The organism is Sporichthyaceae bacterium, from assembly GCA_036269075.1.
Classification (GTDB): Bacteria; Actinomycetota; Actinomycetes; order Sporichthyales; family Sporichthyaceae; genus DASQPJ01.
This window is the reverse complement of sequence record DATASX010000101.1, coordinates 23,520-39,636: the sequence shown is the minus strand read 5'-3', so window position 1 is coordinate 39,636 and position 16,117 is coordinate 23,520. Positions and strand designations below refer to the sequence as shown.

Here is a 16,117-nt window from a genome sequence, read left to right as displayed (position 1 = left end):
CATCTGCCAGCCCCAGGGCCGGTGCGAGACCTTCGGTGCGGCCTACTGGCTCGGCCAGGAGGTCGAGGAAGGCGTGCTGGGCAAGGGCGCTGCCCCGCCCGACGCCGGTGACGTCTCCGGTGGGTACGAGAACCCGTTCGTCTCCCGTGACGTGGAGCCGAACCTGTCGGCCGGCAAGAACGCGTCCAACCGCACCCCCGGCATCAAGAACTACTTCCCGCCGGGCAACACGGTCGTGCCGCTGGCCACCGACGGCCCCGGCTACAAGTGGCAGGCCAAGTGCGACGGCGACACCCACGGCAAGGGCACCGGCGACACCCTGAACGTCGGCGGCTTCCAGGTCATCGGCAGCACCAGCTCGGCCGGCCTGGACAAGAGCACCGGCGTCTACACCGGCACCAGCCGGGCGTACTTCGCGGGTCTCGACGGGGCCACCAAGTACGACGGCGGTTCGTCGTTCATGCAGGTCACGAACTCGAACGGCAGCGACGCCAAGATCAGCTACCGGATGAGCTACTTCAACTCCGGCGACAAGACCGGCACCAACGGCATCAGCTTCGGTGGCACCGACATCCCGGTCCAGCAGTTCGCGGACGCCTTCAACTCCGGCGCCAAGAGCTTCGGTTCGGCCGGCAGCGCGATCGGCCCGATGGGCGCCGCCACGCTGGAGCCCGAGGTCGGCACCTCGACCGACGGCGGTCGCTACTCGATCACCATCTCCGCCGGCCACGGCAACCTCGGTTTTGCTGCCCGGTCGGGCACGCTGGGCCAGAACCAGGAGATGCGGATCGGTTCGGTCACCTGGCAGGGCGTCTACGGCTCGAACAACTGACGCTCCCTAAGTACGCGCGAAGGCGCGGTCCCCTCGGGGACCGCGCCTTCGTCGTTTTACCCGGAACTCCCCCGGTGCTCCGGACGACTAGTGGGAGGGAGGGGAATACCCCCGGCGCCACGTTCGTTGGGACCAGTGGGTATACCACCTGGGGGTATCGTGGAGGGCATGACGACCACCGTGGGTCCGGCGGCTGCGCCGCCTGCCGAGGTGCGCGGCTACACCTCCGACAAGGACAGCTATCTCAAACGGCTGCGCCGCATCGAGGGGCAGGTGCGCGGGCTGCAGCGGATGGTCAGTGAGGACGCGTATTGCATCGACGTGCTGACCCAGGTCGCGGCGGTCACGAAAGCGCTGCAGTCGGTGGCCCTGGGGCTGCTCGAGGAACACCTCGCGCACTGTGTGGGCCACGCGTTGGACCACGGGCAGGAAGCGATGGACGCCAAGGTCAAGGAAGCCGCCGAGGCGATCACTCGTCTCGTTCGGTCCTGATCGGGCGAGACCAGTCAGAAGGAGAGGCAACGTAGTGGCAACGGTTTATTCGGTGACCGGCATGAGCTGCCAGCACTGCGTGGACGCGATCACCAGTGAGGTCGGCCAGGTGACGGGCGTCAGTGGTGTTGCGGTCGACCTGGCCGCGAGCACGGTGACCGTCGAGGGTGCTGTCGACGACGCCGCCGTCCGGGCTGCGATCGACGAGGCCGGATACGCGGTGGCTTGAGTTATGGGGCGTCACACGACGAGCACGGCGGTCGTAGCCGCCGACCCGGGCATGTCGACCGAGCCTGCCGGCCAGGTCGACCTGCTGGTCGGCGGCATGACCTGTGCGGCGTGCGCCTCCCGGATCGAGAAGCGACTCAACGCCCTCGACGGTGTGCTCGCCTCGGTCAACTACGCCACGGCGATCGCGAACGTCTCGTACGACCCGGTGGCGTGCACCCCCGAGGACCTGATCGCCCGGGTCGAGAAGACCGGCTACACGGCGGCGGTCGCTGCCGCTGAGATCGGCGCCAACGAGGCGGAGGAGAGTCGGGCCCAGCGGGACCTAGGGCTGCGCCTGTTGCTCGCCGCGCCCCTGGCGCTGGCCGTCATCGCCATCGGGATGCGCAACGGCCTCGACATCCGTCACCCCGGACGCATGGACATGGCCGGGATGAACAGCGACTCCGACAAGGCGCTGCGCTGGCTGTCGCTCGTGTTGACCGCCCCGGTCGTGTTCATCTCCGGCTGGCCGTTCCACCGGGCGGCGTTCCTGAACCTTCGGCACCGCGCCGCGACCATGGACACCCTGGTGTCGATGGGCACACTGTCGGCCTTTCTCTGGTCCGCCGCCGCCGTCATCGGCGGCCGCTCCGAGGTCTATTTCGAGGTCGCCGCCGCGGTCACCACATTCCTGCTGATCGGCCGGTGGGCCGAGGCGCGGTCCCGGCGCCGGGCCGGTGCCGCCATGCGCGAGTTGTTCGCGCTCGGCGCCAAGGAGGTGTCGATCCTCGACGCCGACGGTGTGGAGCGACGCGTCGACGCGTCGACGTTGCGCGTCGGCGACCTGTTCGTGGTCCGTCCGGGCGAGAAGGTGGCCACCGACGGCGTGATCGAGCGTGGGGTCTCGGCGCTCGACATCTCGATGATCACCGGGGAGAGTGTGCCGGTGGAGCGCGGCCCCGGCGACGAGGTCATCGGGGCCTCCATCAACGCCAACGGCCAGCTGGTCGTCCGGGCGACCAAGGTCGGGGCGACGACGGTCCTCGCACAGATCGCCCGGATGGTCGCCGAAGCCCAATCCGGTAAGGCGAACGTACAGCGACTGGCCGACCGGGTGGCCGGGATATTCGTGCCCTGGGTCATCGCGATCGCGTTGGTGACACTGGTCGCCTGGCTGGTCATCACCGGCGACGTGGACGCCGCGTTCACCGCGACCGTGGCCGTGCTGATCATCGCCTGCCCGTGCGCGTTGGGTCTGGCCACACCGACGGCGCTGCTGGTCGGCACCGGCCGGGGAGCCCAGCTCGGGCTGTTGATCCGCGGCCCGGAGGTGCTGGAGCGCGCGCATCGCCTCGACATGATCATTCTGGACAAGACCGGGACCGTGACGACCGGCGAGATGACGGTCCACGACGTCGTCGTGGACCGGGCCGAGCAGGCCGAGGCGCTGCGTCTGGTGGGTGCGGCTGAGGCGGCCTCGGAGCACCCGATCGCGCGAGCCATCGCCAACTACGCGCGGTCCGCGGCCGGGGGCAAGCTCCCCGAGGTCGAGAACTTCCGCGCCGTGGCCGGCCTGGGTGTCGTCGGCGCTGTCGAGGGCCGCACGGTGGTAGTGGGTCGGCCGTCACTGCTGGCCGAGCACGGGATGGCGATCGGCGACCGACTGCTCGCGGCGATGGACGAGGCAGCCACTGCCGGACGCACGGTCGTGCTCGGTGGCTGGGACGGAGCGGCGCGGGTCTCCGTATCGGTGGGAGACACCGTGAAGACGGGTGCCGCGGATGCGATCGCGAGCCTGCGTTCACTGGGCCTGACCCCGTACATGGTCACCGGCGACAGCCGGGCGGCCGCGCTGACCGTGGCCCGCGAGGTCGGCATCCCGGCGAGCAACGTCGTCGCCGAGGTGCTGCCGGCCGAGAAGGTCGAGGCCGTTCGCAGCCTGCGGCAGCAGGGCCGCGCGGCGCGGCTGCGGGGCCGGCGCCACACGGTTGCGATGGTCGGCGACGGCGTCAACGACGCCGCGGCGCTGGCCGAGGCCGACCTGGGCCTGGCGATCGGCACCGGCACCGACGTGGCCATCCAGGCCAGCGACCTGACGTTGGTCAGCGGCGACCTGGGCGCCGCCGCCGACGCGATCCGCCTGGCCCGTCGGACGCTGAACACGATCCGGGCCAACTTGTTCTGGGCCTTCGCCTACAACGTCGCCGCGATCCCGCTGGCCGCCTTCGGCCTGCTCGACCCGATGATCGCCGGCGCCACGATGGCCTTCTCCAGCTTCTTCGTCGTCGGCAACAGCCTCAGGCTGCGCAAGTTCCGCCCGTCCTGACCCGCCCATCTGCGTCGGCTGCCGAACACAACCGCGCCTCGTGAGGCACGACCCGCCGTTCGGGCCGCCCCACCGGTTTCGATCGTGTTCGGCAGTCGTCGCCGGCCGAAGGTTGGCGACGCCCGAAGGCCCGGGTGGACGGTGTCCACCCGGGCCCCACTGCTATCTGGACTTACTTCCCGGTGTATCGCGCTTCGCGCTCAAACCTGTTCAAGCGCCTCGGGAGCGGACGCCGCTCGTTCCGCTCGGCTTACTTCCAGGTGTAGATGATGAACTGGTCGGGGTCCGGCGCGAAGCCGTTCGGGGAACCGTCGGGGTTGGAGACGGTGTTGGTGCTGGTGTACTTGTAGATGAACTCGCGGCCCTGGCCGTAGTCGTGGCTCCAGTTGTCGCCGGTGCGCTCGGTGGCCGCGTAGCTGAAGCGCTGGTCCAACGAGGCGTCCGACTGCCAGACGGTCCCGTTGTCCAGTTCGGACATCAGGCGGTCGCGGGTCAGGTTGGGCCCGACGGCCTTGGCAGCCTGGGCGAACACGTTCAGGGCGACGTAGCCGGCCTGGACGATGTGGTGGTTGGTGCCGCGGTTGAACCGGGCGTACTTGTTCATGGTTGCCATGAACTCCGGACCCCACAGCTTGTAGGTCGTGTTGGTCCAGTACCGGTTCACCGGCCATTGACCGAAGATCGAGCCCAACACCTCAGCGGCGAGGTGGTTGCCCGAGATGCCCTTGGGCGGGTAGTAGCCCTGCTGCGCGGCCTCGACCATGAACTTCGCCATCGTGGCCGGGTTGATCACGTAATGGATGATGTGCTCCGGGTTGGCAGCACGCATCGCCAGCACGTAGGCCGACATCGAGGTCTCCGAGATGGAGACGTCCGCCCGCTTGACCATCTTGGAACCCGAGGCGTTCATGACCTGCTGCACGTTGTTGCAGGCCAGCTGCATCTCCGGGCTGGTCAGGCAGATCAGCCCGTAGGTCTTGGGCTTGATGACGTTGGCGGCCCAGTGCGCCCCGGCCATGGCCTCGTGGATCATCGACATGTGGGTGGGGAACATGAACGGGTCCTGCCACTCCGTCTGGGAGTAGGCCCAGGCACCCACATACGGCAGGTGGTACTGCTTGAGGTCGTCGTGGATCGAGGCCGTGGCCCAGTCCACACCGGTGACCAGGGAGAAGACCTGGTCGGAACCGACCAGCTTCTTGATGCAGGCCTTGGCACGGGCGACCTCACCCGGGCCGTCGTCGCAGTCGGTCAGCGACATCCGGCGGCCGAGAACGCCACCGCGGTCGTTGATGGCCTGCATGGCCGCGAGGTCACCGTGGACCTGCGGGGTGACCAGGACGTTGCCCAGAGCCATGCCGTGCATGTTGATCGAGCCGAGCTTGATGGTGTCCTTGGTGACACCGGTGTCGGTGGCGCCTTGCTTGGAGTCGTAGATCTTCTGGTTCGCGGCCTTGTCCGACGCGGAGTCGTTCGCCTTGACCTTGGTGCCGCCGGTGGCGGCGGTCGAGGCCGATCCACCCGCGGCGGACGCGGCTGCCGGGACAGCGGCCGCGGCCTTGGTCGCGGTCTTGACGGTCTTCGCCGCCTTGCTCGAGGACTTGGTGGTGCTCGCGGCCGGAGCAGCGACCTTGGTGGTGGTGCTGGCGGCCGGGGCCGCTTTGGCAGTGGTGCCGGAGGCTAGGGCGGCCGGAGCGGCAGCAGCAGCGGGCGCTTGCGCGGCCGGCGCGGCCGGCTGCTGAGCGACGGAGGACGACGAACCATTGCTGCCACAGGCAGCAAGAACGAGCGCAGCGGAAGCGACTACGGGGACGACCTTCACGGCGCGGTTCCAGCGTCTCACTCGGTTCTCCTTAATTCGACCGGGCGTCGGCCCGGTACTGGGGTGCGGTTCGGCCGTGGATCGACAGGAGGGGAGCCTTCAAGCCCTCGGGGCAGCGATCCGGACAGAACCGTTGAGTAAGGACATTTGTGGCGAATACGCCCGAATGCCCGAACATAAGATTCTGCTGAGAGAATGAACCCGCCATGAATGGCGGGGAGGCGGCGAACAGCGCAGGTCAGCGGGCAGGCCGGTAGGGCCGATCCTCGGCCGGTCCGCGCTCAGGATCGCTTCGGCAGCGTCGTCACAGCCGCCGCGGTTCCTACAGGTGGTCGCCGAAGGTGTCGAACTTGATCCGCGACATCGAGATCTCGTGCTTCAACGCCCGGTCGATCGACCCGCGGATCATCTCCGGCGAGCCGGCGATGTACATGTCGTGGTCGTCCCACTGCCCGTAGCGGAAGGCGATGTCGGCGATCATGCCCTTCTCGCCGGGATACCGGTCGTCCTCGGAGATCGCGGGCACGACGGTCAGCCAGGTGTGCCGGCGCGACATGTTCTGGACCGCCGCGAGGTCGTAGAGGTCCTCGGGCCGGCGTCCGCCGAAGAACAGGTGGACCCGGCGGTACCAGTTCCACCGCGCCATGTCCTCGATGATCGCCTTCATCGGCGCCAGGCCGGTGCCGCCGGCGATGCAGACCAGGTCGCGTGTCGAGGTTCGGTCGGCGACCATCGTCCCGGTCGCGTGGCCGAGGCGGATCACGTCGCCCACGCGGGCCTTGTTCACCAGCGCCTGGCTGAGCCAGCCGGCGTCGATGGCGCGGACGTGCAACTCCAGCAGGCCGTCCTTGCGGGGCGAGTTGGCCATCGAGTACCAGCGCCACACCCGCGGCCACCACGGCGTCTCGACCGACACGTACTGGCCGGCGTCGTACGGGTAGGGCTGGTCGGGCTTGACCCAGAGCACCGCGATGTCGCCGGTGCGCTTCTCGTGGGAAACGATCTCGGCGAGCCACCAGTCGGGGGTGTCCGTGGCGGCGCGTCGGGCGGCATCGATCATCAACTCCGCAGCGATGCTGTAAGCCGCCACCCAGGCTGCTTCGACCTGTGGGGTCCAGGCCTCGCCTGCATAGCGCTTCAGCGCCGCGATCAGCGCCCGGCCGACCGCCTCGTAGTGCGCAGACTTGGCGCCGAACTTGCGGTGGTCGCGGCCGAGCTGCTCGAGGAAGTTGGCGAGGAACTCCGGCCGGTCGACGCCCTGCACGATCCGCACGATCGCTCCGAGCAACCGCTCCCGCTGCATGTCCATCGCGGGCGGGAACATCTCGCGGACGCCGGGGTTCTCGAGGAACAGGCGCGCGTAGAAGTAACCTGCCACCTTGTCGGCCACGGGCTCGACGACGGTGAAGCTCTCCTTGATCAGTCGCGGATCCAGCAAGGCAATCCCACTTGTCCAGCCGAGTTTCAGGCACGTGCAACGGTTAGGCCAGCTCCTGGTAGACCTGGTGATACGACGATACCGCCGGTGCAGGTGCGCGCAGTAGTTATGAGTCCATTCGGGGCCTGACTCACACATGCGGTTATTGCCCGGTGTCAGGTGACTTCTTCTCGCGATACTCATAATCGGCGACGATTCCGCGCAGGGCGGAAGGGTGGAAGTGGTAGTGGAACAACTGAGTTCCTTGGACCAGCAGTTCCTGGCGGTGGAGAGCGCGACCAACAGCGGCCACATCGCCGGCCTGTACCTCCTCGAGCTCCCCGCCGCCGGCCGGCCGCTCACAGTGGCCGACCTGCACGCGTTGATCGCGTCCCGGGTGCACCTGGTCCTGCCGCTGCGACGCCGGCTCGTCGAGGTCCCGTTCGGGTTGGACCGCCCGTACTGGATCGAGGCGGATCTGAACATCGACGAGCACCTGCACTCGCACGTCCTGCCGGCCCCGGGTGACCTCCGTTGCCTGTCCGAGCTGATCGGGGAACTGCACGCCCGGCCGTTGGACCGCTCGCGGCCGCTGTGGGAACTGCACCTGATCAGCGGCCGGGAGGAGGGCGGGCAGGCCGTCTACGCGAAGGTCCACCACGCCGCGGTCGACGGCATCTCGGCCGGCGCGGTGCTCGGCGTGCTGCTGGACCGCAGCCCCGAGCCGCCGGCGGCCGAGGTCCCGCCGGCCGCCGGCGGTGAGCGGCCGCCGAGCAGCGGGAAGATGGTCCGCGACGGGCTGCGCAACCTCGCCGCCCATCCGGGCCGCACGTTCCGCGCCGTGCCGCGCCTGCTGCCCCACCTGAACGACCTGCCCGGTGCCGACCGGGTCCCGGGATCACGCGCGGTGGCCGACCTCGCCGTTCGGGTGGCTCGGCTGGGCAACCGGCCCACCCGCCCGCCGGACCTCCCGATGCGGGCGCGCCTGCGGGTTCCGCACACCCCGTTCAACGCCCCGATCACCGGCGCGCGCACCGTGGCGTTCGCGTCCGTGCCGGTGCGCGACGTGCGGGCGCTGCGCACCGCGTTCGGCTGCGCCGACAACGACGTCGTGATGGCGCTGTGCGCGACCGTGCTGCGGAACTGGTTGACCGATCGGCAGGCGTTGCCGGACCGGCCTCTGGTGGTCGGGGTTCCGGTGTCGCTGCGCACGCCTGTCGCGCGCGGCGAGGCGGCCGGCAACCGGATCTCGTTGGTGGTCGCGCCGTTGCCCACCCAGGAACCCGATCCGGTGCGGCGCCTGACCGCGATCGGCGACGGGATGCTCGTGGCCAAACGCCGCCTGTCCGCGATGCCGGACAACTGGCTGACCGACGTGACCGACCTGGTCCCCGCGGCGTTCACCCCCCTGGCGGCGCGGTCGATCGGGAGGGTGCTGCACAGCGCGCGGCGGCATCCGGTGAACCTGTTGATCTCGTACGTGCCGGGGCCGCACATCCCGCTCTACCTGGCCGGCGCGCGGATGGTCGCGCATTTCCCCGTGTCGACGATCTCCGACGCGTTCGGCGGGTTGAACATCACCGTCGTCGGCCACGACGGCGACCTGGACTTCGGGTTCGTGGCCTGCCCGGCGCTGATCCCGAACCTCTGGGAACTGGCCGACGCCCTGCCCGCCGCGTTGGCCGAACTGCTCGCGGCGGCGCCGGTCAAGAAGTAGGGCGCAGCGCCTCCGCGCGGCGGGCGGTGCGCTCGATCGCGTCGTGCAGTACCGGCCACAGTTCCAACGGCATGTCGTGGCCCATGCCGGGGACCAGCACGAGTTCCGCGCCGGGGATGGCCCGCGCGGTGGCCTTGCCGCCGCTGACGTGGATCAGCGGGTCGGCGGTGCCGTGGATGACCACGGTCGGGACCCGTATCAGCCCGAGGTCGCGGGTGCGATCGGGCGCGGCGACGATGGCGGCGATCTGCCGCATGGTCCCAGCGGGGTTCAGGCCGCGTCGGTACGTGCGGATCGCGCGGTCGCGCTGCCGGAGCGCGGCCGTGCCGAAGTAGCGGGCGGTGCCGATCCGACCGACGCCCTCTACGCTGCGCTCGACGTAGGCCTCCTCGCCGGGGGGCCACTTGGCGAACATCCGGGCCAGGATCCGCGGCGCCATCCAGCCCACTCGGCGGTTCCCCGTCGTCGACATCATCGACGTGAGCGAACGCACCCGCTCCGGGTGACGCAGCGTCACAAGCTGGGCGATCATGCCGCCCATCGAGACCCCGACGACGTGTGCCCGGCCGATGCCGAGGTGGTCCAGCAGTCCGACGGCGTCGTCGGCCATGTCGTCCAGCGCGTAGGCCGGCGCCGGGTCCGGCCGGAACATCGAGCGACCCAGTCGCGCCATCGTCATCGGGGCGTCCGGCATCGACTGCGAAAGGCCCGAGTCGCGGTTGTCGAAGCGAATCACCCGAAATCCGCGGTCGACCAGGCCTTGGCAGAACTCGTCGTCCCACCAGATCAGCGGCCCGCCCAGGCCCATGATCAGCAGCAGCGGCGGTGCCGCGGGGTCGCCGAGGTCCTCGTAGCACATCCGGATGCCGTTGATCTCTGCCATGACCTCGGCCATCGCGCTCCTCCCGCCGAATCCGATGCTAGCCGGCGAACGGGCGTCCACAGGCCGAAGTTGTCCACAAGGCCCGACTCGACGGCCCCGGCGCGGGCCCGGCGCGGTGAGGATCACGACGCAGTCGTCTTCCTCGGGGGTCGGGATGGAATTCCGTACGAGATCAGCGTGCGCCGGTCTGGCGCTCGCGGCACTGGCCGCGGCCGGCGCGGCGGCACCGGACGCGGGGGCCACCGCGGCGGCGCCGGCCGGCCGGGCCGCCGTCGTCGCCGGCGCCCTGTCGGCGCTGCGGCAGCACGCGAGCGCGCTGGGCTTCGCCACCGATGGCTCCGGGCCGCAGGGGCTCGGCCGGGACTACCGGGTCGCCGCGCTCGACGTAATGGCCGACCGGGACGGGTCGACCCATGTGCGAATGGAACGCACATTCCGCGGAATGCCCGTCCTGGGTGGCGATTTCGTCGTCCACCGCGGGCGCGACGGGCGGTGGCTCGGCGTCAGCGCGAGCCTGCGCCGACCGTTGGAGTTGTTGTCGACGGTTCCGGCGGTCGGCGCCACAGCGGCCGCGGCGCGGGCGCTCACGGCGCGGTCGACCCAGATGGGCTCACCCCGACTGGTCATCGACACCCGGCACGGCGTGCCCACGTTGGCCTGGGACGTCGAGACTGTCGGCACCCAGTCGGACGCCACACCGAGTCATCGGCACACCTACGTCGACACGCGGACCGGTGCGGTGCGCTTCTTCGACGAGGCGGTCGAGACGGTGGCCGGCACCGGGCACTCGTACTACGACGGCGACGTGCCGTTGCAGACCGCGACGGTCGAACGTTCCTACGCGCTGCGCGACATGACCCGGGGTGGCGGGCGCACGGTCGACGCGGGCAACGCCACGGACTCCTGCCTGCCGATCGGGTTCTGCGACCCGGCGACCACCGAGTTGTTCACGAATGCGTCGAACGACTGGGGCGACAGCACTCTGACGAACCGTCAGACAGTTGCGGTCGACGCTCAGTACGGCTCGGACATGACCTGGGACTTCTACAAGAACGTCCTGGGCCGGTCCGGGGTCAACGACGACGGGGTCGGCGTGGAGTCGCGGGTGCATTACGGGACCGGCTACGCGAACGCCTTCTGGAGCGACGACTGTTTCTGCATGACCTACGGCGACGGCGACGGCACCAAGCTCGGGCCGCTGGTGTCACTGGACGTCACCGGGCACGAGATCACCCACGGGGTCACCGCGCGGACCGCGAAACTGGCACCTGACGGGGAGTCAGGCGGACTGAACGAGTCGACCAGCGACATCCTCGGCACGATGATCGAGTTCTATGCGCACAACCCGGCCGACCCGGGCGACTACCTGATCGGCGCGCAGGACTTCATCGACCGGAGCGGGCGCAGGCAGGCGATCCGGTACCTGGACCGGCCCAGCCGCGACAAGCTCTCCCCGGACTGCTGGTACCCGCAGCTGGGCCAACTCGATCCGCACCTGGCAGCCGGGATCGGCAATCACTTCTTCTACCTGCTGGCGGAGGGCAGCGGGCGCAGACGGATCAACGGGATCAGCTACGACAGCCCGACCTGCGACGGCCGCAAGGTGGTCGGCATCGGACGCGACGACGCCGCCGCGATCTGGTACCGGGCGTTGACCCACTACTTCACCTCGGCCACCGACTACCCCGCCGCGCGCCAAGCGGTGATCGCCGCCGCGACCGACCTGCACGGGGCGCGGTCGGCGCAGGTGCGGGCGATCGAGGCCGCGTGGGACGCGGTCGGGGTCAACTCCCAGTCGGTCAGCGGCGGCGACGCTTGATGCCGAGCACCAGCAGGACCAGGACGACCAAGCCGGCCAGCGGGGCGAGTCGCTTGAGCACCGGGGCACCGGCGGCGTCGAACAGGTCGATCGCCTCCGGCTCGGAACGGGTCACCGGCTTGCTCGGGGCCGCGGATGAGCCGTTGCTGCCGGCGGTCGCGCGCGGAGCGGGCGAGGTGGCCGCCGGGGCCGCTTCCGCGCCGCCGCCGGAGATCTGCTCGGACAGGCAGTCGGTGAACTTGCCCAGCAGTTTGTTGCTCACGTCCACCATGACGCCGCGACCGAACTGGGCGGGCCGACCGGTGATCGCCAGATCGGTGGAGACGACCACCTGGGTCTCCTCGCCGCTGCCCTTGAGAACGGCCGTGATGGTCGCGGCCGCGGTGCCGGCGCCCTTGGCCTCCTTGCCGTTGGCCTTGATGACCAGCTTGCGGTTCTCGACGTCCTTCTCGACGAACGACGCCGTGCCGCCGTACGTGACGGTGATCGGGCCGACCTTCACCTTGACCCGGCCGTCGAACTCGTCGCCGCGCACCTCGTCGAGCACCGCGCCGGGCATGCACGGCGCGAGGCGCTCGACATCGAGCAGAACGTCCCACGCCTTCTCGACCGATACCGGGACGGTGAACTCATGCTCCATCTGCATGCCGATTTCCTTACTCGCGACTGTGCACCTCGACGGTCTCCGGGCCGTGCCGCGGGCCCTTCCCGCTGCACGGCCCGGTGAACCGTTGACTTCAGATCCCTGCGGCAGCCTTGACCGCGCGATTGGTGAGCACTCGGGCCAACTCCTCACGGTAGTCCGCCGCGGCGTTCTGATCGCTGGTGGGGCTGGTGCCTTCCGCGGCCAACTGCGACGCCCCGTGGACAGCACCGGCGGTGGCCTCGGCCCCGGCCAGGGCTTCCTCGGCCGCGGTCGCCCGCAGATGCGTGGACCCCATGTTGGTCAGGGCGATCCGGGCCTCGGCGATGTGGCCGTTGTCCCGCCGGACAGCGGCGGCCACACCGACGATCGACCAGGCCTGGGCGACCCGGTTGAACTTCTCGTAGTGCACGCCCCAGCCGGCGCCGGCTTCGCCGACACTCAATTTGGGAAGTCGGATCGAGGTGAGCAGCTCGTTTTCCTCCAGGACGGTCTCCAGATAGTCCACGAAGAACTCCGCGGCCGACACGGTGCGGGTGCCTTTCGGGCCGACGATGGTCATCGTCGCGCCGTGGACCAGGGCCACGCCGGGCAGGTCGCCGGCCGGGTCGGCGTGCGCCAGGGCACCACCGAAGGTGCCCCGGTGCCGCACCTGCGGGTCGGCGACCGTGGCGGTGGCCGCGGCCAGCAACGGGGCGTGGGTCTTCACCAGCGAGTCGTTCATGACCTCGTGGTGGGTGGTCATCGACCCGATCACCAGGGCGTCGCCGTCCTCGCGGATGCCGCGAAGCTCGGAGACCCGGCTGACGTCGACGATCAGCTCCGGCGAGGCGAGCTTCAGCCGCAGGATCGGGATGAAGCTCTGGCCGCCGGCCAGCAGTTTGGCCTCGTCGGACTCGGCCAGCGCCGACACTGCCTCGGCGACCGAAGTCGCCTTCACGTACTCGAAGCTGGACGGGATCACTTGGCCCCTCCTCCAATGACACTGCCGTGGGGATGAGCCTTCTTGGCCTCGTGGACGGCGCGCCAGACGCGCTCCGGGGTGCAGGGCATCTGGATGTCGTTGATGCCGAAGTGCCGCACGGCGTCGACGATCGCGTTCACGACTGCCGGCGTGGAGGCGATGCAACCGGCCTCACCCACGCCCTTGGCCCCGATGGGGTTGTCGTTGGACGGGGTCTCGGTGCGGTCGGTGGTGAAGCTGGGCAGGTCCATGGCCGAGGGCACCAGGTAGTCCACGAAGGTGCCCGTGGTCTGGTTGCCCGCGTCGTCGAATATGACCTCCTCGTACAGCGCCTGGGCGATGCCCTGCGCCAGACCGCCGTGGATCTGGCCCTCGACGATCATCGGGTTCACCACGGTGCCGACGTCGTCGACGCAGACGTACTTGCGGATCTTCGAGAAGCCGGTCTCGGTGTCGACCTCGATCGCGCACAGGTGGGTGCCGTGCGGGAAGGAAAGGTTGACCGGGTCGAAGGTGAAGGTGCTGTTGAGGCTCGGCTCCATGTCGTCCGGGATGTTGTGCGCGAGATGGGTCGCGAACGCGCACTCCTGGATCGTGAGCTTGGAGTCCGGGGAACCCTTGACGCTGAACGTACCGGCGTTGAAGTCCAAGTCGTCCGGGTCGCACTCGAGGGTGTGCGCCGCGACCCGGCGCGCCTTGGCGATCACCTTGTCGCAGGCCTTCACGATCGCCGAGCCGCCGACGACCAGCGAACGGGAGCCGTAGGTGTCCATGCCCTGCGGTCCGGTCGCGGTGTCGCCGGCCAGCAACTCGATGTCCTCGAACGGGATCCCGAGCTTGTCCGAGACCAGCTGCGACCACGAGGTCCAATGGCCCTGGCCGTGCGGGCTGGCCCCGGAGATCACCTGGATCTTGCCGGTGATGGTGACCCGGACCTCGGCACGCTCCCAACCACCGGCGCTGACCCCGAGCTGTCCCATGGCCCGGCTCGGCGCAAGGCCGCAGGCCTCGGTGAACGTCGAGATGCCGATGCCGAGTTGGACCTTGTCCCCGGCCTCGCGGCGGCGCTTCTGCTCAGCGCGCAGTTCCTCGTACCCGAAGAGCGCCAGCGCCTTGTCGGTGGCCGCCTCGTAGTTCCCCGAGTCGTAGTACATCCCGGAGATCGTGGTGAACGGGAACTCCTCGTGCTTGATCCAGTTCTTGCGCCGGACCTCGATCGGGTCCATGCCCAGCTCAGCTGCCAGTTCGTCCATCATCCGCTCGGCGCCGAAGGTCGCCTCCGGCCGGCCGGCGCCGCGGTAGGCATCGGTCGGGGTCTTGTTGGTGAAGGCCGTCCGGCAGTTGAACTGGTAACCCTCCAACTTGTAGATGGCGTTGAAAATGCCGGAGCCGAACAGCGGGACAACGGCGGTGAACAACTTCAGTTGGGCACCGAGGTCGGCCATCAGTTCGACCTTCATCCCGAGCAGCGTGCCGTCGCTCTTCGCCGCGAACTCGATGTCCTGGATCTGGTCGCGGCCGTGGTGGGCGGCCTGGAAGTTCTCCGAGCGGGACTCGGTCCACTTCAGCGGCCGGTTCAACTGCTTGGCCAGCAGCAGGGTGATGATCTCCTCGGTGTGCACGCCGATCTTGCCGCCGAAGCCGCCGCCGACGTCCGGGGCGACGACTCGCAGCTTCGACTCGGAGATCCCGGTCAGCAGCGAGAGCACGACCCGCAGCACGTGCGGGATCTGCGTGGCCGACCAGATCGTGAAGTCGTCCATCGTCGGCTGCACGACGACCGACCGCGGCTCCATGTAGGCCGGCGCGAGCCGCTGCTGCCGGAAGCGGCGCTTGATCACCACGTCGGCCTTGGCCTTGGCCGCCTCGTAGGACTCCGCCGGCGAGACCAGGGCGTAGCACTGGTTGGTGCCGATGTCCTCGTTGACCAGCGTCGTGTTGTCGAACGCCGACTCGAGGTCGATGACCGCGGGCAGCGCGTCGTACTCGACCGAGATCGCCTCGAGGGCGTCGCTGGCCTGGTAGCGAGTCTCGGCCACGACGACCGCGATCGGCTCGCCGACGAAGTGAACCTTGTCGGTGGCCAGCGGCGTGGTGACCGGCTTCTTCATGTCCGGGTGGCAGTGCCAAGCCTCCGGGATGATCGCCTGGGAAGCGCCGAAGTCCGCCGCGCTCCAGACGCCCACGACGCCGGGGTAGGACTTCGCGGCGCTGGTGTCGACGGTGATCCGGGCGTGCGCGATCGGGCTGCGCAGGTAGGCCACGTGGAGCATGCCGGGCAGTTGGATGTTGTCGGTCCAGCGGGTGCGACCGGTGATGAGGTGCGCGTCCTCCTTGCGCCGCATGGGCTGCCCGAGGACGGTGTCCGACTTGGCCGGGGTGTCCGCCGTCGCTGTCATGCCGTCACCTCTGCATGGGCCGAGCCGTTGGCCATTCCGGCCGCCGCGGTCTGCACCGCGCGCACGATGTTGTGGTAACCCGTGCAGCGGCACAGGTTGCCCTCGATGCCTTCCCGGATCTCCTGCTCGGAGGGGTTGGCGTTGTTGTTCAGCAGGTCGACCGCAGCCATGATCATGCCCGGCGTGCAGTACCCGCACTGCAGGCCGTGGCACTCCCGGAAGGCCTCCTGCACCGGGTGCAGGTCGCCGCCCGAGGTGGCCGCGAGGCCCTCGATCGTGAGGATCTCGGAACCGTCGGCCTGCACCGCCAGCACCGAACAACTCTTGACGGACATTCCGTCCAGATGCACGGTGCAGGCGCCGCAGTTGGAAGTGTCGCAACCGACAACCGTGCCTACCTTGCCGACGACATCGCGCAAGTAGTGCACGAGCAGCAGGCGGGGCTCGACCTCGTCGGTGCGTGATACTCCGTCGACTTTGACGGTGATCTGGGACATGTCGGGGGCTCTTTCTGTGTCGGCGATCCTCGATGCCCACGCAAGAAATGGACCTTCGCGGGGGCGAATTTCGCCTCGGGACTACAGGTGATGCCA

13 protein-coding genes are annotated in these 16,117 nt (G+C 69.3%); 6 read left to right on the top strand and 7 right to left on the bottom strand.

The features are described 5' to 3' along the window. From VHU88_18850 to VHU88_18835, 4 genes are all read left to right on the top strand, one after another. Nucleotides 1–832 (top strand): hypothetical protein (locus VHU88_18850; GenBank protein ID HEX3613756.1); only part of this gene is annotated, 832 nt, incomplete at its 5' end. A 210-nt stretch (nucleotides 833–1,042) separates the two neighbouring features. After that, nucleotides 1,043–1,324, top strand: a complete 282-nt coding sequence (locus tag VHU88_18845; GenBank protein HEX3613755.1) for a metal-sensitive transcriptional regulator — start codon at nucleotides 1,043–1,045, stop codon at nucleotides 1,322–1,324. Between the two features lie 34 nt (nucleotides 1,325–1,358). Beyond that, nucleotides 1,359–1,553, top strand: coding sequence for a cation transporter (locus tag VHU88_18840; protein ID HEX3613754.1), 195 nt, complete (start codon nucleotides 1,359–1,361; stop codon nucleotides 1,551–1,553). A gap of 3 nt (nucleotides 1,554–1,556) precedes the next feature. After that, nucleotides 1,557–3,860, top strand: coding sequence for a heavy metal translocating P-type ATPase (locus VHU88_18835; protein HEX3613753.1), 2,304 nt, complete (start codon nucleotides 1,557–1,559; stop codon nucleotides 3,858–3,860). Between the two features lie 250 nt (nucleotides 3,861–4,110). On the opposite strand, the gene VHU88_18830 is transcribed toward VHU88_18835, so the two are convergent. Then, on the bottom strand, nucleotides 4,111–5,703 hold the full coding sequence (locus VHU88_18830; GenBank protein ID HEX3613752.1) for an ABC transporter substrate-binding protein: 1,593 nt from the start codon (nucleotides 5,701–5,703) through the stop codon (nucleotides 4,111–4,113). Between the two features lie 301 nt (nucleotides 5,704–6,004). After that, on the bottom strand, nucleotides 6,005–7,120 hold the full coding sequence (locus VHU88_18825) for a globin domain-containing protein (protein HEX3613751.1): 1,116 nt from the start codon (nucleotides 7,118–7,120) through the stop codon (nucleotides 6,005–6,007). A gap of 214 nt (nucleotides 7,121–7,334) precedes the next feature. Between VHU88_18825 and VHU88_18820 the strand changes: the two genes are divergently transcribed. Next, a complete protein-coding gene (locus tag VHU88_18820; GenBank protein ID HEX3613750.1) occupies nucleotides 7,335–8,816 on the top strand; it encodes a wax ester/triacylglycerol synthase family O-acyltransferase in 1,482 nt (493 codons plus the stop codon). Here VHU88_18820 and VHU88_18815 read toward each other — a convergent pair. Next, on the bottom strand, nucleotides 8,806–9,711 hold the full coding sequence (locus VHU88_18815; protein ID HEX3613749.1) for an alpha/beta fold hydrolase: 906 nt from the start codon (nucleotides 9,709–9,711) through the stop codon (nucleotides 8,806–8,808). The two genes, VHU88_18820 and VHU88_18815, sit on opposite strands and share 11 nt — an antisense overlap. Nucleotides 9,712–9,853: 142 nt before the next feature. On the opposite strand from VHU88_18815, the gene VHU88_18810 reads away from it, so the two are divergent. Next, complete coding sequence (locus tag VHU88_18810) at nucleotides 9,854–11,518, top strand: M4 family metallopeptidase (GenBank protein ID HEX3613748.1); 1,665 nt, start codon at nucleotides 9,854–9,856, stop codon at nucleotides 11,516–11,518. Here the strand turns inward: VHU88_18810 and VHU88_18805 are convergent. The 4 genes from VHU88_18805 to VHU88_18790 all read right to left on the bottom strand — a co-directional run bounded on the left by VHU88_18805 (nucleotide 11,499) and on the right by VHU88_18790 (nucleotide 16,021). Next, nucleotides 11,499–12,164 carry an SRPBCC family protein gene (locus VHU88_18805; protein ID HEX3613747.1) on the bottom strand — a complete coding sequence of 222 codons (666 nt, stop codon included), beginning with the start codon at nucleotides 12,162–12,164 and terminating at the stop codon, nucleotides 11,499–11,501. The two genes, VHU88_18810 and VHU88_18805, sit on opposite strands and share 20 nt — an antisense overlap. A 91-nt stretch (nucleotides 12,165–12,255) precedes the next feature. Continuing rightward, a complete protein-coding gene (locus VHU88_18800) occupies nucleotides 12,256–13,125 on the bottom strand; it encodes a xanthine dehydrogenase family protein subunit M (protein ID HEX3613746.1) in 870 nt (289 codons plus the stop codon). Beyond that, the gene (locus tag VHU88_18795) at nucleotides 13,122–15,524 is read right to left on the bottom strand and encodes a xanthine dehydrogenase family protein molybdopterin-binding subunit (protein HEX3613745.1); all 2,403 of its coding nucleotides are present in this window, start codon (nucleotides 15,522–15,524) and stop codon (nucleotides 13,122–13,124) included. Before VHU88_18795 ends, VHU88_18800 begins: the two co-directional genes overlap by 4 nt. Continuing rightward, nucleotides 15,521–16,021: a (2Fe-2S)-binding protein gene (locus VHU88_18790; protein HEX3613744.1), complete on the bottom strand. Its 501-nt coding sequence runs from the start codon at nucleotides 16,019–16,021 to the stop codon at nucleotides 15,521–15,523. The genes VHU88_18795 and VHU88_18790 overlap by 4 nt, the downstream gene beginning before the upstream one ends. Nucleotides 16,022–16,117 lie beyond the last annotated feature (96 nt).

Coding starts and splice junctions, on each gene's coding strand:
- VHU88_18810 (HEX3613748.1), top strand. CDS start 9,854: ATGGAATTCCGTACGAGATCAGCGTGCGCCGGTCTGGCGCTCGCGGCA.
- VHU88_18815 (HEX3613749.1), bottom strand. CDS start 9,711: ATGGCCGAGGTCATGGCAGAGATCAACGGCATCCGGATGTGCTACGAG.
- VHU88_18790 (HEX3613744.1), bottom strand. CDS start 16,021: ATGTCCCAGATCACCGTCAAAGTCGACGGAGTATCACGCACCGACGAG.
- VHU88_18805 (HEX3613747.1), bottom strand. CDS start 12,164: ATGCAGATGGAGCATGAGTTCACCGTCCCGGTATCGGTCGAGAAGGCG.
- VHU88_18795 (HEX3613745.1), bottom strand. CDS start 15,524: ATGACAGCGACGGCGGACACCCCGGCCAAGTCGGACACCGTCCTCGGG.
- VHU88_18835 (HEX3613753.1), top strand. CDS start 1,557: ATGGGGCGTCACACGACGAGCACGGCGGTCGTAGCCGCCGACCCGGGC.